Annotated in this window: 24 protein-coding genes; 16 read left to right on the top strand and 8 right to left on the bottom strand. The window is 58.8% G+C overall.

The genetic code is table 11. The features are described 5' to 3' along the window. Positions 1–93: 93 nt before the first annotated feature. On the top strand, positions 94–2,379 hold the full coding sequence (locus AO353_RS17145; RefSeq protein WP_054596023.1) for a putative bifunctional diguanylate cyclase/phosphodiesterase: 2,286 nt from the start codon (positions 94–96) through the stop codon (positions 2,377–2,379). On the opposite strand, the gene AO353_RS17140 is transcribed toward AO353_RS17145, so the two are convergent. Then, positions 2,270–3,166, bottom strand: coding sequence for an NAD(P)-dependent oxidoreductase (locus AO353_RS17140; RefSeq protein WP_081013747.1), 897 nt, complete (start codon positions 3,164–3,166; stop codon positions 2,270–2,272). The two genes, AO353_RS17145 and AO353_RS17140, sit on opposite strands and share 110 nt — an antisense overlap. 195 nt (positions 3,167–3,361) lie before the next feature. Here AO353_RS17140 and AO353_RS17135 point away from each other — a divergent pair, with 195 nt between their 5' ends. Then, positions 3,362–5,539 carry a hypothetical protein gene (locus AO353_RS17135; protein ID WP_054596021.1) on the top strand — a complete coding sequence of 726 codons (2,178 nt, stop codon included), beginning with the start codon at positions 3,362–3,364 and terminating at the stop codon, positions 5,537–5,539. 233 nt (positions 5,540–5,772) lie between these two features. On the opposite strand, the gene AO353_RS17130 is transcribed toward AO353_RS17135, so the two are convergent. Further along, positions 5,773–6,078, bottom strand: coding sequence for a DUF2288 domain-containing protein (locus AO353_RS17130; protein ID WP_054596020.1), 306 nt, complete (start codon positions 6,076–6,078; stop codon positions 5,773–5,775). 347 nt (positions 6,079–6,425) lie between these two features. On the opposite strand from AO353_RS17130, the gene AO353_RS17125 reads away from it, so the two are divergent. From AO353_RS17125 to AO353_RS17085, 9 genes are all read left to right on the top strand, one after another. Continuing rightward, on the top strand, positions 6,426–7,553 hold the full coding sequence (locus AO353_RS17125; protein WP_054596019.1) for a branched-chain amino acid ABC transporter substrate-binding protein: 1,128 nt from the start codon (positions 6,426–6,428) through the stop codon (positions 7,551–7,553). A gap of 231 nt (positions 7,554–7,784) precedes the next feature. After that, complete coding sequence (gene livH / locus AO353_RS17120; RefSeq protein WP_019692183.1) at positions 7,785–8,708, top strand: high-affinity branched-chain amino acid ABC transporter permease LivH; 924 nt, start codon at positions 7,785–7,787, stop codon at positions 8,706–8,708. Next, positions 8,705–9,961: a high-affinity branched-chain amino acid ABC transporter permease LivM gene (locus tag AO353_RS17115; protein ID WP_054596018.1), complete on the top strand. Its 1,257-nt coding sequence runs from the start codon at positions 8,705–8,707 to the stop codon at positions 9,959–9,961. Before livH ends, AO353_RS17115 begins: the two co-directional genes overlap by 4 nt. After that, positions 9,958–10,725: a high-affinity branched-chain amino acid ABC transporter ATP-binding protein LivG gene (gene livG, locus AO353_RS17110; protein ID WP_054596017.1), complete on the top strand. Its 768-nt coding sequence runs from the start codon at positions 9,958–9,960 to the stop codon at positions 10,723–10,725. The genes AO353_RS17115 and livG overlap by 4 nt, the downstream gene beginning before the upstream one ends. Continuing rightward, the gene (locus AO353_RS17105; RefSeq protein ID WP_054596016.1) at positions 10,726–11,427 is read left to right on the top strand and encodes an ABC transporter ATP-binding protein; all 702 of its coding nucleotides are present in this window, start codon (positions 10,726–10,728) and stop codon (positions 11,425–11,427) included. It begins immediately after the preceding gene. Positions 11,428–11,660: 233 nt separating this feature from the next. Next, entirely contained in the window at positions 11,661–11,969 is a 309-nt protein-coding gene (locus AO353_RS17100) for a DUF2282 domain-containing protein (protein ID WP_054596015.1), read from the top strand. A 22-nt stretch (positions 11,970–11,991) separates the two neighbouring features. Beyond that, positions 11,992–12,885, top strand: a complete 894-nt coding sequence (locus AO353_RS17095) for a DUF692 domain-containing protein (protein ID WP_054596014.1) — start codon at positions 11,992–11,994, stop codon at positions 12,883–12,885. Further along, complete coding sequence (locus AO353_RS17090; protein ID WP_054596013.1) at positions 12,882–13,655, top strand: DNA-binding domain-containing protein; 774 nt, start codon at positions 12,882–12,884, stop codon at positions 13,653–13,655. The genes AO353_RS17095 and AO353_RS17090 overlap by 4 nt, the downstream gene beginning before the upstream one ends. After that, positions 13,652–14,164, top strand: a complete 513-nt coding sequence (locus tag AO353_RS17085) for a DoxX family protein (protein ID WP_054596012.1) — start codon at positions 13,652–13,654, stop codon at positions 14,162–14,164. The genes AO353_RS17090 and AO353_RS17085 overlap by 4 nt, the downstream gene beginning before the upstream one ends. A gap of 139 nt (positions 14,165–14,303) precedes the next feature. Here AO353_RS17085 and AO353_RS17080 read toward each other — a convergent pair whose 3' ends face one another. Then, positions 14,304–15,212: a LysR family transcriptional regulator gene (locus AO353_RS17080; RefSeq protein ID WP_054596011.1), complete on the bottom strand. Its 909-nt coding sequence runs from the start codon at positions 15,210–15,212 to the stop codon at positions 14,304–14,306. 104 nt (positions 15,213–15,316) lie between these two features. On the opposite strand from AO353_RS17080, the gene AO353_RS17075 reads away from it, so the two are divergent. The 3 genes from AO353_RS17075 (at position 15,317) to AO353_RS17065 (ending at position 18,410) form a co-directional block, all read left to right on the top strand. Continuing rightward, positions 15,317–15,916: a short chain dehydrogenase gene (locus AO353_RS17075; RefSeq protein ID WP_054596010.1), complete on the top strand. Its 600-nt coding sequence runs from the start codon at positions 15,317–15,319 to the stop codon at positions 15,914–15,916. A 94-nt stretch (positions 15,917–16,010) separates the two neighbouring features. After that, entirely contained in the window at positions 16,011–16,685 is a 675-nt protein-coding gene (locus AO353_RS17070; RefSeq protein ID WP_054596009.1) for a COG3650 family protein, read from the top strand. A 111-nt stretch (positions 16,686–16,796) separates the two neighbouring features. Further along, complete coding sequence (locus AO353_RS17065) at positions 16,797–18,410, top strand: NAD(P)/FAD-dependent oxidoreductase (RefSeq protein ID WP_054596008.1); 1,614 nt, start codon at positions 16,797–16,799, stop codon at positions 18,408–18,410. A gap of 115 nt (positions 18,411–18,525) precedes the next feature. Here AO353_RS17065 and AO353_RS17060 read toward each other — a convergent pair whose 3' ends face one another. Next, on the bottom strand, positions 18,526–19,620 hold the full coding sequence (locus tag AO353_RS17060; protein ID WP_054596007.1) for a PLP-dependent cysteine synthase family protein: 1,095 nt from the start codon (positions 19,618–19,620) through the stop codon (positions 18,526–18,528). Positions 19,621–19,903: 283 nt separating this feature from the next. Between AO353_RS17060 and nhaA the strand changes: the two genes are divergently transcribed. Continuing rightward, complete coding sequence (gene nhaA / locus AO353_RS17055) at positions 19,904–21,091, top strand: Na+/H+ antiporter NhaA (RefSeq protein WP_054596006.1); 1,188 nt, start codon at positions 19,904–19,906, stop codon at positions 21,089–21,091. A gap of 126 nt (positions 21,092–21,217) precedes the next feature. Here nhaA and AO353_RS17050 read toward each other — a convergent pair whose 3' ends face one another. Beyond that, positions 21,218–21,682 carry a glycine zipper 2TM domain-containing protein gene (locus AO353_RS17050; RefSeq protein WP_054596005.1) on the bottom strand — a complete coding sequence of 155 codons (465 nt, stop codon included), beginning with the start codon at positions 21,680–21,682 and terminating at the stop codon, positions 21,218–21,220. A 168-nt stretch (positions 21,683–21,850) separates the two neighbouring features. Between AO353_RS17050 and AO353_RS17045 the strand changes: the two genes are divergently transcribed. After that, complete coding sequence (locus tag AO353_RS17045) at positions 21,851–22,087, top strand: hypothetical protein (RefSeq protein ID WP_054596004.1); 237 nt, start codon at positions 21,851–21,853, stop codon at positions 22,085–22,087. A gap of 5 nt (positions 22,088–22,092) precedes the next feature. Here AO353_RS17045 and pdxH read toward each other — a convergent pair whose 3' ends face one another. From pdxH to AO353_RS17030, 3 genes are all read right to left on the bottom strand, one after another. Continuing rightward, entirely contained in the window at positions 22,093–22,740 is a 648-nt protein-coding gene (gene pdxH, locus AO353_RS17040) for a pyridoxamine 5'-phosphate oxidase (protein WP_054596003.1), read from the bottom strand. 39 nt (positions 22,741–22,779) lie between these two features. Continuing rightward, complete coding sequence (locus AO353_RS17035; RefSeq protein WP_054596002.1) at positions 22,780–23,805, bottom strand: OmpA family protein; 1,026 nt, start codon at positions 23,803–23,805, stop codon at positions 22,780–22,782. 143 nt (positions 23,806–23,948) lie between these two features. After that, positions 23,949–25,094, bottom strand: coding sequence for a serine hydrolase domain-containing protein (locus AO353_RS17030; protein WP_054598257.1), 1,146 nt, complete (start codon positions 25,092–25,094; stop codon positions 23,949–23,951). Between the last annotated feature and the right edge of the window lie 54 nt (positions 25,095–25,148).

Below are 25,148 nucleotides of genomic sequence, written 5' to 3'. Positions count from 1 at the left end.
CTATTTCTTGTGCTCTGTGCACGGCCTCTATACTCCAGACATTCGCCAGCGTTCATGGCGCCGGCAGAGAATGACTCAAAGGCGGGGCATGCTATGGAGTGGCCTGGTTTGCATTTCATTACCGAGCTGCCAGAGAGCAGCGGGCAAGTCGTCCTCAATTGCACTCATAACCCCTTTCTGGTGCTACTGGCCTATCTGGTTGCCTGTGCAGCCAGCTTCGCCACGCTGGACATGGCCGAACGCGTCGGTAATGCCGAAAATCCTGCCTCTCAACGGCTCTGGCGCTGGGTCGGTGCCTGCTGCCTGTCGGGCGGTATCTGGGCCATGCACTTCATCAGCATGCTGGCGTTCCAGGCCCCCATCGACATCCATTACGACTTGCCGGCCACCCTGCTTTCCCTGTTGATCGCCTTTATTGCAGCCTTTGTAGCGATGAACACCCTGAGCAATGCTCAACTGAACGTGCGGCAATACGTGCAAACCTCGATTTGCATCGGACTGGGCATCGCCACCATGCATTACGTGGGAATGACGGCAATGCGCTCGAACGCCGTGGCCCACTACCAGCCAATCGTGTTCGGCCTGTCGGTCCTGATTGCCATCGGTGCCAGCGCCATTGCCTTGCTGCTGTCGCATGGTCTGCGCAACGGCGGCGGCATCGCTCATCAAGTACTCAAGTACACCGCCAGCCTGGTACTCGGCGCCGGCATCGTGAGCATGCACTTCACCGGCATGCAGTCCATGAGCCTGGTGTTGCCGACTGGCGTCCCCATGCAACTGTCGGTCGACGACGACCACCTGCAACTGGCGCTGACGATTGCGCTGATCGCGCTGGTGGTCATCGGCAGCAGCATCAGCGCCGCCCTCGCCGACAAAAAACTGCAGCACAAGGACCATGACCTGCGCCGGGTCAACGCGCTGCTCAGTCAACTGGATCAGGCGCGCATGTCGCTGCAACAAGTGGCGCACTACGACCCCCTGACCAACCTGATCAACCGCCGCGGTTTCAACCAGATCTTCGCCGAAAAGCTCATCGAGAAAAGCACCCATGGCGGCATGCTGGCGGTGATGTTTCTGGACATCGATCACTTCAAGCGGATCAACGACAGCCTCGGTCATGACGCCGGTGACGAACTGTTGAAAGTGCTCGCCAGCCACATCAAAAGCTCGACCCGCAGTCACGACGATGTGGTCGCGCGGTTTGGCGGCGATGAGTTCTGCATTCTGATCAACCTGCGTGAGCGCGACGAAGCACGGCACATGGCCCAGCGCATCATGCAAAAGATGAAGGAGCCGATCGAGTTGGCCGGCAGGCGCATGGTCATGACCACCAGCATCGGTATCAGCGTGTTCCCTGACGACGGCAAAACCTGCGAGGAACTGCTGAAACACGCCGACCTGGCGCTGTACCAATCCAAGGGCAACGGCCGAAACGGCCTGCACTTCTTCAGCTCCAACCTGAAAACCAAGGCGACGATGGCGCTGCAGCTCGAAGAAGAACTGCGCAATGCCTTACGCGACGAAGACGGATTGATGCTTTATTACCAGCCGATCTATGACCTCAAAAGCGGCCAGGTCACCAAACTGGAAGCGCTGATTCGCTGGCAGCACCCGATACACGGCTTGCTCGCCCCTGATCGTTTCATCGCGATTGCCGAAGCCAATGGCTTGATCGCCGAACTCGACAACTGGGTGCTGCGCAAAGCCTGCGAAGACCTTAGCGAGCTGTCCAGGCACGGCTGCGAGTCGTTGAAAATCGCCGTGAACTGCTCACCTCTCAATCTCGCTCGCGAAGAGCTCGCCGAGGAAGTCGAAAGTGCGCTGCGAGCAGCCGGCGTCTCACCGCAGAGGCTGGAGCTGGAGGTCACGGAAAACGCACTGATGGGCAATATTGCCAATACGCTGGTGCTACTGCGCAAGATTCGGGCGCTGGGAGTTTCGTTGTCGATCGACGACTTCGGCACCGGTTATTCGTCGCTGGCCTACCTCAAGCGTCTGCCGCTGAACACCCTGAAAATAGACCGTTCGTTTATCCAGGACATCCCCAAGGCCACTCAGGACATGGAGATCGTCCAGGCCATTATCGTCATGGCCCACACCCTGCATTTGCAAGTGGTCACCGAAGGGGTCGAAACCCTGGAGCAGTACCAGTTTCTCGAACGTTTCGGTTGCGACTTTGTTCAGGGTTACTTGTTGAGCCGCCCGGTGCCGCTGGCTGAATTACGTCCGGTACTGAACGAGATCAACCAGCGCAAGCACGCACACGCCATCAATCCTTTGAATCTGGCTCGCGGTATAGATGGATTAGTGTCGCGGGATCTTTTTCCAGATAGCCCTGACCTGCATGCAGACGCATCAACTGCGCGGCCAGTCCACTGATCGGCGTCGCGGAGCCTTGCTCGCGGGAAAACTTCACGGCGCCATCCAGGTCCTTGAGCAGCGTTCGAACATGCCACTTTATGGGTTCGAAACGGCTCTCGGCCATTTGCGGGGCAAGTATCTGCAAGGGTTTAGAGTCGGCAAACCCGCCGCTCAATGCTTCGGCCAACAGGCTCGCCTCCACGCCTGAACGTTCAGCCAACGCCACCACTTCAGCGATCACCAACGCATTGCAGGCAACGATCATCTGATTGCAGGCCTTGGTCACTTGCCCAGCGCCGACCGCGCCCATGTGCGTGACCCGTTGGCCAAGACTCGACAACACCAGGCGTACGCGTTCGACATCGGCTGACTCACCACCCACCATGATCGCCAGGCTTGCGGCCTCGGCCCCCGCCACACCACCAGACACCGGCGCATCCACCCAGCCCATGCCCGTACGACTGACCAGTTCGGCAGCCATTTCCCGCGTCGCGGTGGGCTCCAAGCTGGAAAAATCCACCAGCAACTGACCGGTTTTCGCACCGGATGCCACGCCCGCAGCACCGAACACGACCTCGCGTACCACCTCGGTATTGGCCAGGCACAACATCACCAGATCGGCGTGCTGACACAGCTCGGCAGGTGTGGCCACTTGTCGCGCTCCGGCCTCGACCAAGGGCGCGCACTTGTCGGGGTTGCGGTTCCAGACGGTCAGTGGATAGCCCGCTGCCAACAAACGCCGACACATTGGTAAACCCATCAAGCCAATACCGGCAAACGCCAAAGAAGGTAACGCTGCCATCAAATTGCCTCCGTTCGATTAAAGATCGCCAAATTTTGGCCGATTCATCATGACTCAGGAAAGGATTCCCCCTAGCGACGCTCAGGTAAAGCCCTATCGCTGGGGACAATATCGCGCTGTAAAGTCGCGAGTTCTTTATTCGTGATGGCTTGATGACATCTCGCCACCGAACCAACCAGTCCAGGCACATGGCGCACAATGACTTCTAAAAATAATCCTGCCCCAGCGGTATCCGAACTGACGCTCACCGCCGCCACGGATAAACCCTCAGTCCCGAAGCCATTGACCAGCTCGCGCCCGCTTGCGACCCAGCAGTACCTGTACTTTACCGAGACCAACACCGATCGCATCCTCGACAACCTCGATGGCCTGCGCGATCTGGTGTTCCCCAAGCCGCCGCACCTGGAAGACGCCCACGAACTGCATCAGCAGGAATTCCCTTCGGTGTGCCTGATCGGTCTGGGTCGCTGCGGTTCGAACATTGCGCTGGACGTTGCGGAGCTGGTGTACAACGCCCGCAAGTTCTACCTCAACGAGTTCAACAACGAAGACAAGCCCTATGCTGAAAAGGGCTACAGCCCTGCGCAATGGATTCGTAACAACCTCAAACTGGGTGTCGGCAAGGCCACCAAACCGGTGTTCCTGGTCGAACCACTGGTGATGCTCGGCGACCTGGATAAAGACATCGCCGGACGTATCCGTTTCTCGCGCAAGGGCGAAAAAAGCGGCTTCCTGCGCGACTACAGCAAAATGAAGATCATGGACCTCTCGGAAGTCCACGCCGGTGGCGCCGGTAACGCGCCGATCCTCGGCCAGTACCTGGCGAAGATCATCCTGAACAAGGACACCCAGCGTTTCTCCAGCCCCGACTGGAAGATGATCCACTCGTACCTGATCGACAGCTGCGGCATCAAGGCCAACCAGTCGCGCCTGTACTTCTCGATCTTCAGCGCCGGTGGCGGTACCGGTTCGGGCATGGCCTCGGAGTTCGGGCTGGCCCAGCAACACTCGTACATGAACAAGACGTTCGACACCAAACCGGTGGACGAACACGACAGCAAGAGCGGCCACTCCTTCGTTTTCGAGCCGATCTTCACCAGCGGCATTTGTGTACTGCCGAACATTTCCGATCACCGCAGTGAAATGTCTGAAGCGCTGCACATCAACGCCGGTCGCCTGTTGTGCAAGTACCTGTCGGAAGAATGGGATTTCTCGTACAACTTCGCCAACGAAGACAGCAGCGAAGCCAGCGTCATGGGCCGCATCCGCCCATGGAACGCGATGATGCTGATCTCCAACGACATCATGCGTTACGCCGAAGAGAACGATGACGGCAATATCCAGAACATTGATGTCAATGCCATGGAAAAGCACGCCAACCAGTACATCTCGCAGCAAATCTTCAACATTCTGACAGCCCAGGCGGTCACCACCGACTACGATCAGAACTATTTCCGCCGGGCCGGCATCGATATCGGCGAAACCATTCGCCTGGACGCCAACGACCTGTTCATGAGTCTGGCCGGGCCAGTGGCGATTGCCTACGCCGAGTCGGTGGTGCCAGAGCAACCGGCACCGAGCAGCGACAAGTTCAAGGTGTTCGACAAAGAGCCGCAGCGCCTGAACATCGACGACCTGTTCTTCCGCTCCATCGACCTGCCGCACTTCAACAAAGTGACCCAGGCCATCGAAGGTATCAGCCTGTTGCCGATCGAGTCCAAGCGTTATCGCGCATCGCTTGAGCAGTACAAGAACTCGGGTTACGACGCTGCCGCGCTGCATGACCTGCACTTCTTCAAGAACTGCTCGTCGGTGGTGTCGATCGTATCGCTGCCCAAGGATTACAAACTGTCCTACATGGACCTGAACCGGTTGAAGACTCACCTCAACAGCCTGTTCCCCAACACCACGCTCAAGCGTTATGCACTGGTGATCGGCGCCTCGGCCAACCTTTCGCTGACCACCCTGATCGCCAAGAGCCCGTGCCTGTCAGACGATTTCCTGACCTTGATCGTGGCGTTCATCAAGCGCTGCTTCGCCCGCAATCCGTACCGTTTCGACGAAACGCTGGACAATTCGATCCTCGACTTCATCATTCATGAAGACTTCGACGAGGCGAAAATCGACGAGCTGCTCAACGAGTTCGAAAACCCGGCGAAGATCCTCGACACCAACTGGTACGCGATCAAGCCGATGTACGAGAAGAAGTACCGCGAGCTGATCAACGACAAAGACAAATTCGTCTCGATCAACGACATCCGCCTGTCGCGCGATTGCGTGAAAAAGGCCATCAAGTACCTGCGCGAGATCTACCGCCACCGCATCGGCAAGACCAAGGTCATCTCGCTGAATAACCATACGGGCAAGACGGCCTGACCGCGTCACGGCCAATCGCGAGCAAGCTCGCGATTGGCGTCCTCACATCCAGCAAATTTCCAACATCCAGAAACAATTAAGCAGCCATTCGGCTGCTTATTAAACTGTTCCCGTTACGTTTACGTAACCTTCCCCCCGCCTGCCTGTGGCATTTCTCTACGGCAACCTGCCATCACGCTACTCGGCTACACACTTTTACCCGAACGCCACCAGCACCAAATCGGTGCGCCACTTCAGGCCTGCGCCCTTTCCTGGATCAGAATCCACGGCGAAACGACCACTGCCCACAACTCCGGATCACGCTCGAAAATATCCAGCGCCCGCGTTTCAGAGAGCTTGGCGAGTTTGTCGGCGGCCAGCCAGGCAGCCACTTTCTCGCCTTCGTCCTGGGCAACTGCCTCGGCGGCAGCGATCAAATCCAGGTCGGGATCGACCCACAATAGGGCACCCTTGGCGAAGAACGGTTCGAGTTCCTTCCAGGTAATAGATGCGGTTTCACCAAGCAGCTTGGCATAGAGGGTGCTAGGTTCTTGAGTCATGGGCCCTGTCCGGAATTGAAATCGGCGCAATCATAACGTCGGCGCTCTGGCAGAAAAACCCGGATGCAATAGAGTCATTGATCGAGAACTGCAGGAAAGCAAGGATAGCCGCTGAATCGGGTTACTACGCAGCCAAAATCCCGCCGCAATTCTGTCTTTTTCTTTCAAAAATGCGACACTCCCAGAAATTGCCCCTGAGCGCCAGCTTTCCAAGCGAACAACCGGCGCTCTACACTGTACCGGTACAGTTGCCGGGGGCATTTCCGGGGGATATCCAAGATATCGATCCGGTTCTGTGGCTCAGGCTGCCAGGACTATAAAAACTACAACAGTAAGAGTGGAGCACTATGAATAAGGCTACTAAGCAGATTTCCAAACTGTTTGCCGCTATGGTTCTGGCCGGGGTTGCCAGCCATTCGTTCGCAGCTGACACCATCAAGATCGGCATCGCCGGCCCTAAAACCGGTCCAGTGACCCAGTACGGTGACATGCAGTTCATCGGCGCTAAAATGGCCATCGAGCAGATCAACGCCAAAGGCGGTGTTGACGGCAAGATGCTCGAAGCCAAGGAATACGATGACGCCTGCGACCCTAAACAGGCCGTTGCCGTTGCCAACAAAGTGGTCAACGACGGCGTCAAGTTCGTGGTCGGCCACCTCTGCTCCAGCTCCACTCAACCGGCTTCGGACATCTACGAAGACGAAGGCGTGATCATGATCACCCCGGCCGCCACCAGCCCGGACATCACTAACCGTGGCTACAAAATGGTGTTCCGCACCATCGGCCTCGACAGCGCCCAAGGCCCTGCCGCCGGTAACTACATCGCCGATCACGTAAAGCCGAAAATCGTTGCCGTTCTGCACGACAAACAGCAATACGGTGAAGGCATCGCCACCGCCGTGAAGAAAACTCTCGAAGGCAAAGGCGTCAAGGTTGCCGTGTTCGAAGGCCTGAACGCCGGCGACAAGGACTTCTCCTCGATCATCCAGAAACTCAAGCAAGCCAACGTCGACTTCGTCTACTACGGCGGCTACCACCCCGAACTGGGCCTGATCCTGCGTCAAGCCAAGGAAAAAGGCCTGAACGCCAAGTTCATGGGGCCAGAAGGCGTCGGCAACGAATCCATCTCGCAGATCGCCCAGGACGCTTCCGAAGGCCTGCTGGTGACCCTGCCGAAGTCTTTCGACCAGGATCCGGCCAACAAGGCACTGGTTGACGCATTCGCCGCCAAGAAACAGGACCCGACCGGCCCGTTCGTGTTCCCGGCCTACTCGGCAGTCGAAGTCATCGCTGAAGGTATCAAGGCAGCGAAGAGCGAAGACACCGCCAAAGTGGCCGCAGCCATTCACGCTGGCACCTTCAAGACTCCGACTGGCGACCTGAGCTACGACGCCAAGGGCGACCTGAAGAACTTCAAGTTCGTGGTTTACCAGTGGCACTTTGGCAAACCTAAAACCGAAGTTTCGCCTCAGTAAGGCGTTGCCTGACTGACTGCCAATAAAGCCCACGGCGTGCCGTGGGCTTTGTTTTACGAGGTAATGGGCCGTGCCTCCGTGATCCGGAAGCCTCCCCACCTGAAAATCTCAAAACCGTCATCAGCGGTTCGCTGGCAAACCTCATGTTCGAAGTGGATGCAGATCCACGGGGCCTGAGCGGGAAAATGACTCCACCAGTGAAATGCGTATCAGGTTTTTAGGAGCGCAGTAATGCCTGAGATCTATCACTTTTTCCAACAGCTGGTTAATGGTCTGACCATTGGCAGCACGTATGCCCTGATCGCCATCGGCTATACGATGGTTTACGGCATCATTGGAATGATCAACTTCGCCCACGGCGAGGTCTACATGATCGGTTCCTACGTGGCCTTCATCGTCCTTGCCGGACTGGCCATGCTGGGTATCCATTCTCTACCGTTGTTGATGACCGCCGCATTCCTGGCGACCATCGTTGTCACCAGTGCCTACGGCTACAGCATCGAACGGATCGCCTACCGCCCTCTACGGGGCAGTAACCGCCTGATCCCGCTGATCTCGGCCATCGGCATGTCGATCTTCCTGCAAAACACCGTACTGCTCTCGCAGGACTCCAAGGACAAATCGATCCCCAACCTGATTCCGGGCAGCTTCAGCTTTGGTCCAGGCGGGGCACAGGAAGTACTGATCTCCTACATGCAGATCCTGGTATTCGTAGTGACCCTGGTGGTGATGCTCTGCCTGACCACGTTCATTTCGCGTTCACGTCTGGGACGTGCCTGCCGGGCCTGTGCCGAAGACATCAGGATGGCTAACCTGCTGGGCATCAACACCAACAACATCATCGCCCTGACCTTCGTCATCGGTGCTGCCCTGGCAGCCGTGGCGGCTGTACTGCTGAGCATGCAGTACGGCGTGATCAACCCGAACGCCGGATTCCTGGTGGGCCTCAAGGCCTTTACCGCGGCGGTTCTGGGCGGCATCGGGAGCATTCCGGGCGCCATGCTCGGTGGTCTGGTGCTGGGGGTGGCCGAAGCATTCGGCGCCGATATATTCGGTGACCAGTACAAGGACGTGGTGGCTTTCGGCCTTCTGGTTCTGGTGTTGTTATTCCGGCCAACCGGCCTGTTGGGCCGTCCGGAGGTTGAGAAAGTATGATCAGGAATCTTAGACAGGCGCTTTTCAGCGCGCTATTGGTTTGGGCTGTGGCGTACCCGGTACTCGGCCTGAAACTGTCCATCGCCGGCATCAACCTCGAAGTACAGGGTGCCACGACCTCCACGCTGCTGATCATCGCCGCCTGCTCGGTGTTGATGTTCCTGCGCGTGCTGTTCGACCGCGAATACACGGCGGCCATGCGCTCCGTGCCCAAAGGTAAATTGATCCCGGCCAGTGCGAGCAATTTCCTGACCCTGCCCAGCACCCAGCGCTGGGTCATCATGGGGTTGATCGTCATCGCTCTGGTCTGGCCGTTCTTCGGCTCGCGCGGTGCGGTGGATATCGCCACACTGATTCTGATCTATGTGCTGCTCGGTCTGGGCCTGAACATCGTGGTCGGTCTGGCAGGTCTGCTCGACCTGGGCTACGTCGGTTTCTACGCCGTGGGCGCCTACAGCTATGCGCTGCTGTCGCACTACTACGGTCTGAGCTTCTGGATCTGCCTGCCCATCGCCGGCTTGATGGCGGCAACCTTCGGCTTCTTGCTGGGCTTCCCGGTGCTGCGTTTACGCGGTGACTATCTGGCGATCGTGACCCTGGGCTTCGGTGAGATCATCCGTCTGTTCCTGCGTAACCTGACGGGCCTCACGGGCGGACCGAACGGTATCAGCAACATTCCCAAACCGTCGCTGTTCGGCCTGAGCTTCGAGAGAACGGCCGCCGAAGGCATGCAGACCTTCCACGAGTTCTTCGGCCTGACGTACAACCCGGTCAGCAAGGTGGTTTTCCTCTACCTGGTCGCGCTGCTGCTGGCGCTGTTCGCGCTGTTCGTGATCAACCGTCTGCTGCGCATGCCGATCGGCCGTGCCTGGGAAGCGTTGCGTGAAGACGAAATCGCCTGCCGGGCCCTGGGCCTGAACCCGACCGTGATCAAGCTGTCGGCCTTCACCCTGGGTGCCTGCTTCGCCGGTTTTGCCGGTAGCTTCTTCGCCGCACGTCAAGGACTGGTAACTCCGGAGTCGTTCACCTTCATCGAGTCGGCCACCATCCTCGCCATCGTGGTGCTGGGCGGCATGGGCTCGCAACTGGGCGTGGTCCTCGCGGCCGTCGTGATGATCCTGTTGCCCGAGCTGATGCGTGACTTCAGCGAATACCGCATGTTGATGTTCGGCGCCTTGATGGTGCTGATGATGATCTGGCGTCCTCAAGGTCTGCTGCCCATGCAACGTCCTCACATGGAGCTGCGTAAATGAGCAGAGAGATCCTGAAAGTAGAAGGCCTGAGCATGCGCTTTGGCGGCTTGCTGGCGGTCAATAGCGTTGCCCTGAGCGTGAAAGAGAAACAGGTGGTATCGATGATTGGCCCTAACGGTGCCGGCAAGACCACTGTGTTCAACTGCCTGACCGGTTTCTACAAGCCCACTGCTGGCACTATCCAGCTCAACGGTGAAGCGATCGAAGGCCTGCCCGGCCACAAGATCGCCGGTAAAGGCGTGGTGCGGACGTTCCAGAACGTGCGGTTGTTCAAGGAAATGACCGCCGTGGAAAACCTGCTGATCGCTCAGCACCGGCACCTGAACACCAACTTCCTGGCGGGTCTGTTCAAGACCCCGGCGTTTCGCCGCAGCGAACGCGAGGCCATGGAATACGCCGAGTTCTGGCTCGACAAGGTCAACCTCAAGGAGTTTGCCAACCGTCCGGCCGGTACCCTGGCCTACGGTCAGCAGCGCCGCCTGGAAATCGCCCGTTGCATGATGACCCGTCCAAGCATCCTGATGCTCGACGAACCAGCCGCCGGCCTCAACCCGCGGGAAACCGACGACCTCAAGGCGCTGATCGGCACCCTGCGTGAAGAGCATAACGTCACCGTGCTATTGATCGAACACGACATGAAACTGGTCATGAGCATCTCCGACCACATTTTCGTGATCAACCAGGGCACGCCTCTGGCCAACGGCACGCCGGAACAGATCCGCGACAATCCTGAAGTGATCAAAGCCTACCTGGGGGAAGCGTAAATGCTGCAGTTCGAAAACGTTTCCACCTTCTACGGCAAGATCCAGGCCCTGCACGGCGTCAACGTCGAAGTCCGTCAGGGCGAGATCGTCACGCTGATCGGGGCCAACGGCGCCGGCAAATCCACCCTGCTGATGACCCTGTGCGGTTCGCCGCAAGCCCATAGCGGCAGCATTCGCTACATGGGCGAAGAACTGGTCGGCCAGGACTCCGCGCGAATCATGCGTAAAAGCATCGCCGTGGTCCCGGAAGGTCGTCGGGTGTTTGCCCGTCTGACCGTGGAAGAAAACCTCGCCATGGGCGGTTTCTTCACCGAGAAAGGCGATTACCAGGAGCAAATGGACAAGGTCCTGGGGTTGTTCCCGCGGCTCAAGGAACGCTTCAACCAGCGCGGCGGCACCATGTCGGGTGGTGAGCAGCAGATGCTTGCCATCGGTCGGGCGCTGATGAGCAAACCCAAGCTGCTGCTGCTCGACGAGCCGTCGCTGGGATTGGCGCCGATCATCATCCAGCAGATCTTCGACATCATCGAACAGCTGCGCAAGGATGGTGTGACGGTGTTCCTGGTTGAACAGAATGCTAACCAGGCGTTGAAGGTTGCCGACCGTGCCTATGTGCTGGAAAACGGCCGGGTAGTGATGCAAGGCACCGGTGCAGCCCTGCTGAGCGACCCTAAAGTGCGCGACGCCTACCTGGGCGGCTAAGCACTGCTGCAAAAAAAACGGCCTGCGGGCCGTTTTTTTTTGCCTTGTAGGAGCACGGCTTACCGGCGATGGCGTTCTCCCGGGCACCATCGCCGCAAGCCGTGCTCCTACAGGATTGTGTCGTGTACAAAAGTTTTTTCACACGCGCTGTAACGAACTCGAATGACCTTTCTCTAGAGGGGTAAGCAAGCACCAACGCTTACTTGAACCCACCCCTCGTTTGGAGAAACACCATGACTGCTACCACTCGCACCCTGTCCGCCGCCGCCCTCGCCCTGGCCTTGGGTTCCGCCCTGAGCATCGCGGCTCTGCCGACCACTGCCCACGCCGCAGCCACTGACATGGAAAAATGCTTTGGCGTCGCCATGAAAGGCAAGAACGATTGCGCCGCAGGTGCAGGCACTACCTGCGCGGGCACCTCGAAAATCGACTTCGAGAGCAACCACTTCAAACTGGTGCCAAAAGGCACTTGCGAGAAGACCGCCAGCCCGACCTCACCGACCGGCTTCGGTCAAATGGCCGCCTACAAAGCCAAGTCGTAATCCCTCCTCTGCCTGAGTGTTGATGATGACCACTTCAGCGCTGCACAACGTACATCCTCACACTCAGGCATTGGCGTCCGAGCTCCCGCCCCGCGCGGGGCTGGGGCTCAAGACCGAGCACTTCGGCGCAGTACTCGATACTCGCCCGGACATCGGTTTCTTCGAAGTCCACGCCGAAAACTATATGGTGGCCGGCGGCCCGTTTCATCATTACCTGGGTTTGATCCGCGAGCAGTATCCGCTGTCGCTGCATGGCGTCGGTCTATCGATCGGCGGCGAAGGCCCGCTGAACTCCGAACACCTTGCCCGGCTCGCCAAACTGATCGAACGCTATCAACCCCAATCCTTTTCCGAACACCTGGCCTGGTCGAGCCACGGCCCGGTGTTTCTCAATGACCTGCTTCCATTGGCCTATAACGAGTCGACACTGCAGCGTGTCTGCGAGCATATCGACCAGGTCCAGCAGCATCTGAAACGCCCCATGCTGCTGGAAAACCCGGCGACTTACTTACAGTTCCAGCACTCCGGCATGGAAGAAGCCTGCTTCATCACTGACGTCATTCGCCGCACCGGCTGCGGCTTGCTGCTGGATGTGAACAACGTCTACGTCTCTTGCATCAATCATCAGCGCGATCCCTTGGCCTACATCGACGCACTGCCGTTGCATGCCGTGGGCGAGATCCATCTGGCCGGATTTGCCGAAGACACTGACAGCCTCGGCGATCGCCTGCTGCTCGACGATCACGGTGCCCCCATCGATAACGCTGTGTGGACGCTGTATACGCAAGTTCTTGAGCGCGTCGGGCCGGTGGCCACGCTGATTGAGCGCGACAATCAGGTGCCGGCATTTTCCGTGCTGCTCGCCGAGGCCCGTCAGGCCGATGAATTGCTGGGTTACACCGAGGTTCACCGATGAATACTCAAGCCTATTTCGCCGCCGCCCTGCTTGATCCTCGACAGCCCTGCCCTGACGGTTTGTTCAGCGCCGACGGCGCAGACCCGGATAGCCGCTTCGCGGTGTACCGCAACAACGTGCAGAGCTCGTTGATCAACGCCTTGACCGACAGCTATCCGGTGGTTTCGCAGTTGGTCGGTGATGAGTTCTTCCGGGCCATGGCCCGATTTTATGTGCGGGACTTCCCACCGACCAGTGCGCTGATCAACGACTACGGCAGTGACTTCGCCAGTTTCATCGAGCACTTTGCGCCGGCCGCTTCAGTGCCGTACCTCGCAGATGTTGCGCGCCTGGAACGCTTGCGGGTAATGGCCTATCACGCAGCGGATGCCAATGCCGTCGAGCCTGCACAGATTGCTGCTGCGCTGGCTGCTCCCGAAGCGCTCGCACAGCTACACATTCATCTGCATCCCTCAACGTTCACGCTGAGTTCGCCGTACGCCACCGTTGCGCTATGGGCTGCCCACCAGACTGACATACCGCCCCGGAACCTTGAGCCGTATCACCCGCAAAACGCACTGGTGCTGCGCAATGGCCTGGAGGTCGAGGTCTTTGCGATCGATGTCGGCACTGCGACCTTCATCCACAGCCTGCAAAAAAACCACCCTCTGGGGCAAGCGGTCGCCGATGCCCTGAACGCTGCACCGCCGTTCGACCCGAGTCAGTGCCTGGCGCTGCTGATCGGCCACAACGCCATCATCCACTTGCAACACGACAAGGTATCGCCATGAACACCCGCACCGAACACCCGAACGCAATCACCCACTTGATCGAACGGATCATCGAACTGTTCGAGAAAATCCCCCACAGCCTGATCGCCTTCGTTGCACGTTTCTCCATTGCCGCGGTGTTCTGGAAGTCCGGGCAAACCAAGGTCGAAGGCCTGGCCATCGACCTGCTCGACGGCACCTTCCAGCTCGGAATTCCGCACCTCGCGGACTCGACCATTCCGTTGTTCCAAAGCGAATACCATGTGCCGCTGCTGTCCCCGGAACTGGCGGCGCACATGGCGGCCTTCGCCGAGCATTTCTTCCCGATGCTGATCCTCGTCGGCTTCGCCACACGTTTCTCGGCCCTGGCGCTACTGGGGATGACGCTGACCATTCAGACCTTTGTCTACCCGGACGCCTACCCGACTCACGGCACCTGGGCGGCCGTTCTGCTGTACCTGATGGCCAGAGGTCCGGGCATGCTGTCGATCGATCACCTGATCGCCAAACATTACGCCGCCAAACGCTAAGCCCGTGTAGCAGCTGCCGAAGGCTGCGTTCGAGTGCGAAGCGCTCGTACATCAGACGACGCGCTCTTTCAGATAAATTGCATGTTCAGGATTTGCGAGGACTTCGTCCTCGGACGCAGCCTCGCTGGCTCGGCAGCTGCTACAGCCGATCCAGTGCTTCGCCGCTGCGCTTGAACCACCTCATCAGGTAGTCGGCCAATACCTGCGTGCGCTTGGGCAAGCCGCCCTGATACGGATGCACCAGATACATCGGCATGCTGCGGGTCTGATAGTCGCGCAGCAGCCAGCGCAAACGGCCATCGGCCAATTCAGCCTGGAGCAAGTAAGAAGGCAGGCGCGCAATCCCCGCATGGGCAAGCGCAGCCTTCTTCAGCAGGTTGTAGTGGTTGCTGGCGAACGGTCCCGAGACCCGCACCCGCAACAGTTCATGTTGCTGGTGATACAACCACTCTTCCCGGCCGCTGTAATGGCTGTTGAGCAGGCAACGATGATCGGCCAGGTCCGCCGGCGTCTGCGGCTCACCAAACTGCTCAAGATAAGCCGGGCTGGCGCAGGTCATCTCGTGCCAGGCCAACAGTGGTTTGGCGACCATTCGCTCGTCGTTGGCCACCTCTGAACGAATCGCCAGATCGAACCCGTCCCGCGACAAGTCGCGGTAACTGTTGTTCAGCTCAAGTTCGATCTGCACGTCGGGGTACTCTCGGGAAAACTCCAGCAGCAACCCATCGAAAAAAGTCTCCCCCAACGACACCGGGACCGTCATCCGAATCGGCCCTGCCATGTCGTCCTTCAAGCGTGCCAGGGCCTGTCGCGCCCGCTCTACCTGAATCACCAGCGCCTGCGCTTGCGGCAACAATGCTGCACCAGCGGCTGTCAGGCTCAAACGCCGTGTGGTTCGCTGCAACAGCACTACGCTGAAACGTGTTTCCAGCTGACTGATGCGCTTGGACAACTGCCCCTTGCTACACCCCAGTTGCTGCGCTGCCAGCGTGAAACTGCCGGCCTCGATCAACACTGCAAACGCCGCCAGATCATCCATTTCGCTCATGGATTGTTTCCATTTGAAAACCAAAGGTTGCCCATTAGCACGCTTATCAATAAAAAAAACCACACTAAACTGAAACCACATTCACCCACTTGAGGATTCGCACGATGAAAATTCTTTTGATTGGAGCCTCCGGCACTGTCGGCTCGGCCATTGACCGGGAACTGTCCCAGCGCCACAAAATCATTCGTATCGGTCGCAAGAGTGGTGACTTCCAGGTCGATATCAGTGACAGCGCCTCGATCCACAAGCTGTTCGAACAGACCGGCAAATTCGATGCACTGATCTGCGCCGCCGGCAGCGTCAACTTCGTACCGCTGGCGAACATGACTGAAAAAGACTTCGAACTGGGCTTGCGAGACAAGCTGATGGGCCAGGTCAATCTGCTGTTGATCGGCCGGGATTTCGCCAACGACGGTGCGTCGTTCACCTTCACCACCGGCATTCTCAGCCACGATCCGATTCGTACCGGCAGCTCGGCGTCGATGGTCAACGGCGCCTTGGACAGTTTCGTCCGTGCGGCAGCGATAGAGTTGCCACGCGGTCTGCGGATCAACTCGGTCAGCCCTAACGTACTGGTTGAAGCCATGGGCAGCTACGCACCGTACTTCCGCGGATTCAAACCGGTCCCAGCCGCCGATGTGGCGCTGGCCTACGCGAAAAGTGTGGAAGGCCTGCAGACTGGCCAGATCTACAACGTCGGCTGAGAGCAAGGCGTTTTACAGGAGGGCAGGTGCACTGCAGGGTTGTGATGAGCGGTCAGCCTGAGTAACGTGGCGGCACTTGTCTGGAGACCCAACGATGCGTGCTGCCCGTTCCCTGATGTTTGTCGCCCTGCTTCCTGTATTCGCCGGTTGCCAGTTGCTGCAGAGCCAGCCTGAGAAACCGTCCATGGCGGGCCTGTCCCGCATGCAGGGCGAACTCAGCATGGCCAACGGCAAGCTGATGTTTCAGCCGTGCCAGGAAAACAAGCTGTATGTCGTCAATGACACCGGCAGCACCAGCATCCTGCAGGAAGCTGCAACGCTGGCGGGCGCGCAGCACAAGATTTTCGCTGACGTGCGCGGCCGGGTTGCCACTGGCAAATCAGCTGATGCGGCTGCCCAGTTCGACGTGCAGCAGCTATACCGCGTCGAGCGCTCGAGCGCGGCCTGTGAAGACCCCAACTTCCAGCGGCTGATCCTGCGTGCCAGCGGCACTACGCCCGACTGGAACGTCAAGGTCAACACCAAGGGCATGGTGATCGAGCGCGCCGGCCAGCCAGCGTTGGCCTTGCCGTTTCTGGAAGAACAACTCGGTGACGGGCGTTTCAGCCTCAGTAGCGAAGCCAATGACCAACACGTTGAACTCTGGATCGCACCACAACGCTGCGTCGACAGCACCCGTGGCAGCGTTCAATTCATGAGCGCCGAGTTGCGGGTCAACGGCCAGGTACAACGTGGCTGCGCGTATTTCGGCGGCTCACGTAACGACTGATTCGACAGGATGCTGTTTTAGCCTCACCGGAACGGGCCGTTGAGGCTTATAATCGCCCGTTTGTGAAACGCCTTTGGCGCAGTTGTGCGCCCCCGCGAACCGGACCCTGTCATGTTACGAATCACCGAACTCAAGCTGCCGATCGACCATCCCGAAGAAGACCTGCGGCCAGCCATCGTGCAGCGCCTGGGCATCGCCAGTGATGACCTGCTCGATTTCACCTTGTTCAAGCGCAGCTACGACGCGCGCAAAAAATCTTCCGAACTGTGCTTCATCTACACCATCGACCTTAGCGTGCGCGATGAGGCGAAATTGCTGCACAAATTCGCCGATGACCGTAACGTCAATGCGGCACCGGATGTCAGCTACAAGGTCGTTGGCCAGGCTCCGCAGGATCTGAGCCAACGGCCGATCGTGGTCGGTTTCGGCCCGTGCGGGATTTTCGCCGGGCTGCTGCTGGCGCAGATGGGCTTCAAGCCGATCATTCTTGAGCGCGGCACAGAAGTGCGTCAGCGCACCAAGGACACCTGGGGTCTGTGGCGCAAAAGCGTGCTGAATCCTGAGTCCAACGTGCAATTCGGTGAAGGCGGCGCGGGGACATTCTCTGACGGCAAGCTGTACAGCCAGATCAAGGATCCCAAGCACCATGGCCGCAAAGTCCTGCACGAATTCGTCAAGGCCGGCGCGCCGGAAGAGATCCTCTACGTCAGCAAACCGCACATCGGTACGTTCCGTCTGACGGGCGTCGTCGAAAACATGCGTGAGCAGATTCGTGCGCTGGGCGGTGAAGTACGCTTCCAGCAAAAAGTCACTGACGTGCTGATCGAAGACGGCCAGTTAACCGGTATCGGGCTCGCCAGCGGCGAACAGATCCACTCGAAACACGTGATTCTTGCCCTCGGCCACAGCGCCCGCGACACCTTCCGCATGCTCCACGGTCGTGGCGTGTTCATGGAAGCCAAGCCGTTTTCGGTAGGTTTCCGTATCGAACACCCGCAATCGCTGATCGACAGCGCGCGCCTGGGCAAATACGCCGGTCACCCGAAACTCGGTGCCGCCGACTACAAACTGGTGCACCACGCCAAGAACGGTCGTTCGGTCTACAGCTTCTGCATGTGCCCGGGCGGCACCGTGGTGGCGGCGACTTCCGAGCCGAATCGCGTGGTGACCAACGGCATGAGCCAGTATTCGCGTAACGAACGTAACGCGAACTCCGGGATTGTTGTGGGCATCACCCCGGAAGTCGACTATCCGGGTGGCCCATTGGCCGGGATCGAGTTGCAGGAGCGTCTGGAGTCCCACGCCTTTGTGCTGGGTGGCAGCAACTACGAAGCACCGGCGCAACTGGTCGGCGATTTCATCGCAGGCAAGCCGTCGACGGCGCTGGGCAGCGTCGAACCCTCCTACAAACCCGGGGTTGCACTGGGCGATCTGGCGCTGGCGTTGCCGGCGTTTGCCATCGACGCCATTCGTGAAGCCTTACCGGCCTTCGAGAAGCAGATTCGCGGCTACTCGCTGCACGACGCGGTGCTGACCGGAATCGAAACCCGCACCTCTTCGCCGCTGCGGATCACCCGTAACGAGTCGATGCAGAGCCTGAACGTCAAAGGCCTGTTCCCGGCCGGTGAAGGCGCCGGTTATGCCGGTGGGATCCTGTCGGCGGGTGTCGATGGTATTCGCATTGCCGAAGCGGTGGCGCGGGATATTCTCGGCATCGAGGCCTGACCGAAACCCTGTAGGAGCAAGGCTTGCCCGCGATGAAGTTGACGCGGTCTTCCCGTAAGACCGCATTATCGTTCATCGCAGGCAAGCCTTGCTCCTACGGGGACAGTGCCTGGTTTTAGATACCGGCGCGCAACACGCTGGTCGGCAGCGGCTCACCGCGCTCGGCACTGCCCACAACGGCCGCGATCAGTCCACTCAGCTCATACCCCTGAGCCTTCAGCCAGTCCTGATCGTAATAGGTGGTCGCGTAGCGTTCGCCGCCATCACACAGAATCGCCACGATCGAGCCACTCTCCCCCGCTGCCACCATCTGCTGCCCCGCCATCAAGGCGCCAATCAGGTTGGTCCCGCTCGAGCCTCCCACATGCCGGCCCAGACGCTGCGCCAAATAATGCATGGCCGCCAGCGACAACGCATCCGGCACCTTGACCATCGCATCGATGACCTTAGGCAAGAACGACGCCTCGACCCGCGGCCGGCCAATGCCTTCGATCCGCGAACCGCAATCCAGACGCAAGCTCGCATCGCCGGTCTGGTAGTACTCGAAGAACACCGAACGCTCGGCATCGGCACACAACACGCGGGTGCAATGCTGGCGATAACGCACGTAGCGCCCCAGAGTGGCCGTCGTACCGCCGGTGCCAGGGCTGGAAATCAGCCAGCTCGGTTCAGGATGACGTTCGAAACGCATCTGCTGAAAGATCGACTCGGCAATGTTGTTGTTGGCTCGCCAGTCAGTGGCACGCTCGGCATAGGTGAACTGGTCGATGAAATGGCCGTCGTGTTCCCGGGCCAAGCGCTCGGACTCGGCGTAGATCTGTGTCGGATCCTGCACCAGATGGCTTTTGCCACCGTAGAACTCGATTTGCGCAATTTTTTCCCGAGAGGTCGTGGCCGGCATCACTGCAATGAACGGCAAACCGAGCAAGCGCGCGAAATACGCCTCGGAGATCGCCGTCGAGCCGCTGGACGCCTCGATCACCGGCGCCCCAGGCTTGAGCCAGCCATTACACAGCGCATAAAGGAACAGTGAGCGCGCCAACCGATGCTTGAGGCTACCGGTGGGATGACTGGACTCATCCTTGAAATACAACTCGATGCCCGGCAATCCCGGCAGTGGCAAAGGGATCAGGTGCGTATCAGCGCTGCGCTGGAAGTCGGCTTCGATGATCCGGATGGCTTCGCGAGCCCACTGACGGTTGTCGCTCATGGTCTTTTTCTCATTGAATCGAATAGGCATAAGGAAACCTGGCGGTGACAACAGGCAATGGATTGACCTTGTCGGAAGGCTCAATCAACAAGCTTAGGAAAAAACCCACATAACGCACAGGTACAGCTGAGGCCCAATACGCCAACCAACTGCTAGGCTCAGGCCGGGCCCGGGAGACATCGTTGTAACGGCATATAACAAAAAAGAATATAACTTTTGTTTTAACAACTAACCGTACGGGTTAGGGTGGTCCACCTTTTGAATCAATAGATGGAGAGCGACCTTGCCTCTGCGTAGCACTTTCACGCGTTTCTTTCAGTTGGAAGCTGCCAGCGGTCTGTTATTGATTGCCGCTGCAGCTCTTGCCCTGATCATCAACAACTCACCGCTGTCCTGGCTCTACAACGGCCTGCTGGACACTCCCGTGGTCGCCCAGATCGGCGCCCTGAAAATCGCCAAGCCACTGTTGTTATGGATCAACGACGGCCTGATGGCGATGTTCTTCCTGTTGATCGGCCTTGAGGTCAAACGCGAAATCCTTGAAGGCCATCTGTCCAAACCGTCGCAGATCGTCCTGCCGGGCGCAGCGGCCATCGGCGGCATGGTCGTGCCGGCGCTGATCTACTGGTTCCTCAACAAAGACAACCCGTCAGCCCTGGGTGGTTGGGCGATCCCGATGGCCACTGATATCGCCTTCGCCCTCGGCGTGCTCGCCTTGCTGGGCAAGCGTGTGCCGGTCTCGCTGAAGCTGTTTTTGATGACCCTGGCGATCATCGATGACCTGGGTGCAATCATCGTCATCGCGATTTTCTACTCCGGCGCATTGTCGACGCTGTCGTTGATGCTGGCCGCAGCCTGTCTGGTGGCGCTGGTGGCGATGAATCGGCTAGGCGTGGTCAAGCTCGGCCCCTACATGATCATTGGCCTGATTCTATGGGTGTGTGTACTCAAGAGCGGTGTCCACGCCACGCTGGCCGGTGTGACCCTGGCGTTCTGCATTCCGCTACGCACCAAAAACGCTGAACCGTCACCGTTGCTGAGCCTGGAGCACGCGCTGCACCCTTGGGTGGCCTTCGGTATCCTGCCGTTGTTCGCTTTCGCCAATGCCGGTGTTTCACTGGCTGGCGTTAACCTTGAGAGCTTCACCCACCACGTACCGATGGGCATTGCTGCCGGTTTGCTGCTGGGCAAGACCGTCGGTGTCTTCGGCCTGACCTGGCTCGCCGTCAAAATAGGCATTGCAGCCCTGCCCGCTGGCGCTAATTGGGGCCAGGTACTCGGCGTGGCAATCCTTTGCGGTATCGGTTTCACCATGAGTCTGTTTGTCGGCTCCCTGGCCTTTGTGCCGGGCAGCAGCGAATACGCGGGCATGGATCGCATGGGCATTCTCACCGGCTCGATCCTCGCCGCATTGATCGGTTACGCGGTGACCGCAGCGGCCAGTCGCAAGAGCATCAATAGAGCGCCCTGAATAGCCGGATTTATTACTGAGTTCACACAGCCGAGGTGTGCTGTAGTGGTCTAACAAAACAATCAGCCAAAAACACAAAACCCCGACCAGTTACCTGGTCGGGGTTTTGTTTTAACCGCGTAAAACTTAGTGCGAAACGCGGCTGGTGCCACCGACGGTGGATATACGCACGCGTTCGCCAACACGGAATACTTCGTTTGGCTGAACTTCCTGAACGTAGGCGCGCATGCTGCCGTCGTCTTCGCGAACGGTGATTTCAACGCCTTGGGTACGGGTCGCGCCTTCTTCGATGGCAGAACCCGCCAGACCGCCAGCCACAGCACCGATCACCGCAGCGACGATGCTGCCTTTGCCACCACCCACGGAGCTGCCGGCAACGCCGCCAACGGCCGCACCGGCTACGCTGCCGATCGGGGTTTTAGTGCCTTCGATTTTCACCGGACGCAGGGACTCGATGGTACCCATACGGATCGTCTGCACCCGACGTGCTTCGTCACGGGAGTAGGAGTCACCGGTCAGGCTCGATTGGCAACCGGTGAGCAGCATCGCCATCGTAGAAAAAGAAGCAACCAGCAAAACAGACTTACGCATAGCATCAACTCCAAAGGACAGGTATTCATTAAACTCCGCAGCTTGACGCCTGTCACGGCACTGCCCGGATAAAATTGGTTTCATTCAGGTGCAGTACAGTCGCACTTGAGAACTCATCACACAGTAGCGCCAAATTCCAGAATCTGCGCCATTGCACCAAGGATTTCCATGGATTACTTCATCATTGTCGCCACCACCGTTGCCGGACTGTACTTCCATTGGTGGCTGTACGTGCGGATCAAACGCTGGATGGACCGTGATCTGGCGCTGGCACTTGCCGGCAATGACGAGCGGAAAAAGGCGTTCATGCTGCAACAATTGGCTATTGCCCGGCAGCAGAATATCAAACGTCGGGACCTGCCACAGTGGCTGGAGGCGGCGGCTGCCACCTACCCCACTGTGTAGCCGGTTTACGGTGCCAGGCGCTCGCGACTCCAGTCCGCGCCTTGCAGACGATAGTTCAGACGGTCATGCAAACGACTCGCCCGACCCTGCCAGAACTCGATGCGTTCTGGCAACAAACGATAGCCGCCCCAATGTTCCGGGCAATGCGGCTGGCTATCGCTGAAGCGCTGTTCAGTGACTTTGAGCAGCCCTTCCAGCTCGGCACGATCGGCAATCACCTGACTCTGCGGAGACGCCCAGGCCCCCAGGCGACTGCCCAGCGGCCGTACCTGGAAATAGGCATCGGACTCCTGCGGCGTGACCTTCACCACTCGACCCTCGATACGCACCTGGCGCTCCAGGGTCGGCCAGAAGAAGGTCATGGCAGCAAACGGATTGCCCGCCAGCTGCTGCCCCTTGGCACTGTCGTAGTTGGTGAAGAAGGTAAACCCCTGATCATCAAGCCCCTTGAGCAACAGGATTCGGCAATGCGGGCGACCGTCCTGATCAACCGTGGCCAGGGTCATGGCATTCGCCTCGACCGGAGGTTGCTCGGTATTTACCGCCTCGGCAAACCACTGATGAAACAGCGCGAATGGCTCGGCCGGGGCCTGAGCCTCGGTCAAACCATCGCGAGTGTAGTCACGACGCATATCAGCCAAAGTCCGGGGCATAGCGTTTTCCTTGTGCTTGATCAGTCAGTTGCTGGCCGATTACTGGCCGCTGGTGCTTTTTGCCGCTGTATCCGCTTTGGCTGCAGCTGCTGGCTTCTTGGCCGGCTGTTTTTTGGCCGGAGCTTTCTTCGCCGGAGCCTTTTTCGAGACAGCGCCTTTCTTCTTCGACGTTGCTTTTTTCGTGGCCACGGCTGGTGCTGCGGGCTTGACGGGCTGCGCTGCAACCATTTCCACCGGTGGTGGGGTCGGCTGGCTGTATTTGTTCAGCAATGCCAGCATGGTGGTGCGCTGGGTCAGCATGATTTCCACGCGACGGTTCAAGGCACGGCCCTGGGCGCTGTCATTGGCGGCGCGCGGCATCAAGCTGCCCATGCCACGCAACATCAGACGATCACGCTTCAAGCCACTGAGGCTGAAGATCGACGCAACGGAAGTCGCACGGTCCTTGCTCAGTTGTTGAGCGTCGGAAGTTGTGCCCACAGCGTCGCCGTGGCCAAGTACCAGGACGGCAGCCTGGGTATCGGGCTCAACCAGCTTGGCGATCTTGGTGAACTGCCCCAGGGACGACGGCAGCAGCATGGCTGGACGTTTCGGGTTGAAAGAGTCATCCACTGGCACTACGACCACCAGCACATTCTCACGACGTTCAACCTGCATATGGCCGTCCTGGACCGCAGACCGCAAGCGTGGCTCGTAGCTGTCCAGCCAGGCCTGGGTGATTTTCGGATCAGGCATCGGCACATCTTTGATGTCGGCCTTGGTGATGGCTTTTGGCTGGTCGCCGAACGGCCACCACCATTTGCTTTCGCTATCGGCCTTGGCTGCTGCGGCAGCTGAAGAACCTGGAACTGCAGCCGGGGTGGTTGGCGCGGCAGCACTTGCAGTCGATTTGGCCTTCGCGGCTGCAGCGTCTTCAGCGGCCTTCGCGTCCGGTTTGGCAGCGGCTTTGTCCGAACCGGAACCGAATGACCACCAGTGGGCCCCGTCTGCATCATTTTGTGGGGTTTGCGCGCAACCGGTAATGCTGAGACACAGTGCCAAGGCTAGAGATTTGTTCAGTGACATGGGGATATCCACAAAATGAGATAAGAAGCTGTGGGCCGCTACGACCCGTATAAAACAGACGCTTTGAAACTATAGAAGCCACAGGGTTCCGTCCTGCGACCATTGGGCAAGTTTTTTTCAAAAAAATGCCTTGAAGCTACCCTTTACAGACAGGCGGCTAAAACCCGCACAAGCTTCTGCGCACGAGGGTCCATCAACACATATGGCCCAAGGGTATTGGTCACAAAACCGAAGGCCACATCATGTTCCGGGTCAGCGAAACCGATGGAGCCACCAGCACCCGGATGACCAAACGCTCGAGGGCCGAGGCCAAAGGTCGCGTTGGGTACGTCCGGTTGATCGAGCATACAACCCAGACCAAAACGGGTCCGGGTCAGTAAAGTCTTGTCTTCGCCCAGGCTGTGCTCGCGAGTCAGTTCCTGGAGCATCTCGCTTTCCAGCAGGCTGCCATCGAGCAGACCGCTATAGAATCCGGCCAGGCTGCGGGCATTGCCGTGGCCATTCGCTGCCGGTTGTTGCATACGACGCCACTCCGGCTTGTTGGTACTGGTCATGATCGATGGCGGGTTGGTAAACGCCAGAGTGGTCATGGCCTTCGGCTCACGCATCGTCACTTGCAGCAAACGCTGCGCCGCCGCATCGCCGACATTGCCCTTGCCACGCGCGATGTGCGCCACGCGATGAAACTCTTCATCCGCCAGGCCGACATGAAAATCCAGCCCCAGCGGTCGCGCAACACGTGCCACGATCGACTCGCCCGGACCACGGCCATCGGCGCGTCGCAGCAGTTCCCCGACCAGCCAGCCATAAGTGATCGCCGCATAACCATGGCCTTCACCGGGCGTCCACCAAGGGGCTTCGGCGGCCAGCGCGTCGACCATGGTTTGCCAGTTATAGAGTGCTTCAGGGGGTAGCAACTCGCGCAAGGCCGGCAGACCGGCCTGATGGCAGAGCAACTGACGCAAGGTGATCGCCTCCTTGCCGGCAGCGGCGAATTCCGGCCAATACCTGGCGACCGGAATATCGAGCTGCAACTTGCCTTCGGCGACCAGTTGCAGGGCAGTCACTGCAGCAAAGGTCTTGGTGCAGGAGAACAGGTTGGCAATGGTGTCGCTGTGCCAAGCCTCGTGACCATCCTTGTCGGCAGTACCGGCCCAAAGGTCGACGACGGTTTCACCGCCAATTTGTATGCACAGTGCCGCGCCGCGTTCCTGGGGATCGTCGAAGAGTGCCGCGAAAGCTTCACGTACCGCTTCAAATTTAAGCTCGTAATGACCCTGAATCAGCACCCGTAACTCTCCGAAAAAACGTTTCGACACAATGACCTGCATTGTTCCAGCCCT

Origin of the sequence: Pseudomonas fluorescens (genome assembly GCF_001307155.1) — a bacterium.
Lineage (GTDB): Bacteria > Pseudomonadota > Gammaproteobacteria > Pseudomonadales > Pseudomonadaceae > Aquipseudomonas > Aquipseudomonas helvetica.
Note: the sequence above shows the minus strand (reverse complement) of the source record. Positions and strands in the feature narration are given on the sequence as shown.

Excerpts from the sequence above, each read along its gene's own strand:
- AO353_RS17145 (WP_054596023.1), top strand. The coding sequence starts at position 94 with ATGGAGTGGCCTGGTTTGCATTTCATTACCGAGCTGCCAGAGAGCAGC.
- AO353_RS17135 (WP_054596021.1), top strand. The coding sequence starts at position 3,362 with ATGACTTCTAAAAATAATCCTGCCCCAGCGGTATCCGAACTGACGCTC.
- AO353_RS17130 (WP_054596020.1), bottom strand. The coding sequence starts at position 6,078 with ATGACTCAAGAACCTAGCACCCTCTATGCCAAGCTGCTTGGTGAAACC.
- AO353_RS17125 (WP_054596019.1), top strand. The coding sequence starts at position 6,426 with ATGAATAAGGCTACTAAGCAGATTTCCAAACTGTTTGCCGCTATGGTT.
- livH (WP_019692183.1), top strand. The coding sequence starts at position 7,785 with ATGCCTGAGATCTATCACTTTTTCCAACAGCTGGTTAATGGTCTGACC.
- AO353_RS17115 (WP_054596018.1), top strand. The coding sequence starts at position 8,705 with ATGATCAGGAATCTTAGACAGGCGCTTTTCAGCGCGCTATTGGTTTGG.
- livG (WP_054596017.1), top strand. The coding sequence starts at position 9,958 with ATGAGCAGAGAGATCCTGAAAGTAGAAGGCCTGAGCATGCGCTTTGGC.
- AO353_RS17105 (WP_054596016.1), top strand. The coding sequence starts at position 10,726 with ATGCTGCAGTTCGAAAACGTTTCCACCTTCTACGGCAAGATCCAGGCC.
- AO353_RS17100 (WP_054596015.1), top strand. The coding sequence starts at position 11,661 with ATGACTGCTACCACTCGCACCCTGTCCGCCGCCGCCCTCGCCCTGGCC.
- AO353_RS17095 (WP_054596014.1), top strand. The coding sequence starts at position 11,992 with ATGATGACCACTTCAGCGCTGCACAACGTACATCCTCACACTCAGGCA.
- AO353_RS17090 (WP_054596013.1), top strand. The coding sequence starts at position 12,882 with ATGAATACTCAAGCCTATTTCGCCGCCGCCCTGCTTGATCCTCGACAG.
- AO353_RS17085 (WP_054596012.1), top strand. The coding sequence starts at position 13,652 with ATGAACACCCGCACCGAACACCCGAACGCAATCACCCACTTGATCGAA.
- AO353_RS17080 (WP_054596011.1), bottom strand. The coding sequence starts at position 15,212 with ATGAGCGAAATGGATGATCTGGCGGCGTTTGCAGTGTTGATCGAGGCC.
- AO353_RS17075 (WP_054596010.1), top strand. The coding sequence starts at position 15,317 with ATGAAAATTCTTTTGATTGGAGCCTCCGGCACTGTCGGCTCGGCCATT.
- AO353_RS17070 (WP_054596009.1), top strand. The coding sequence starts at position 16,011 with ATGCGTGCTGCCCGTTCCCTGATGTTTGTCGCCCTGCTTCCTGTATTC.
- AO353_RS17065 (WP_054596008.1), top strand. The coding sequence starts at position 16,797 with ATGTTACGAATCACCGAACTCAAGCTGCCGATCGACCATCCCGAAGAA.
- AO353_RS17060 (WP_054596007.1), bottom strand. The coding sequence starts at position 19,620 with ATGAGCGACAACCGTCAGTGGGCTCGCGAAGCCATCCGGATCATCGAA.
- AO353_RS17050 (WP_054596005.1), bottom strand. The coding sequence starts at position 21,682 with ATGCGTAAGTCTGTTTTGCTGGTTGCTTCTTTTTCTACGATGGCGATG.
- AO353_RS17045 (WP_054596004.1), top strand. The coding sequence starts at position 21,851 with ATGGATTACTTCATCATTGTCGCCACCACCGTTGCCGGACTGTACTTC.
- pdxH (WP_054596003.1), bottom strand. The coding sequence starts at position 22,740 with ATGCCCCGGACTTTGGCTGATATGCGTCGTGACTACACTCGCGATGGT.
- AO353_RS17035 (WP_054596002.1), bottom strand. The coding sequence starts at position 23,805 with ATGTCACTGAACAAATCTCTAGCCTTGGCACTGTGTCTCAGCATTACC.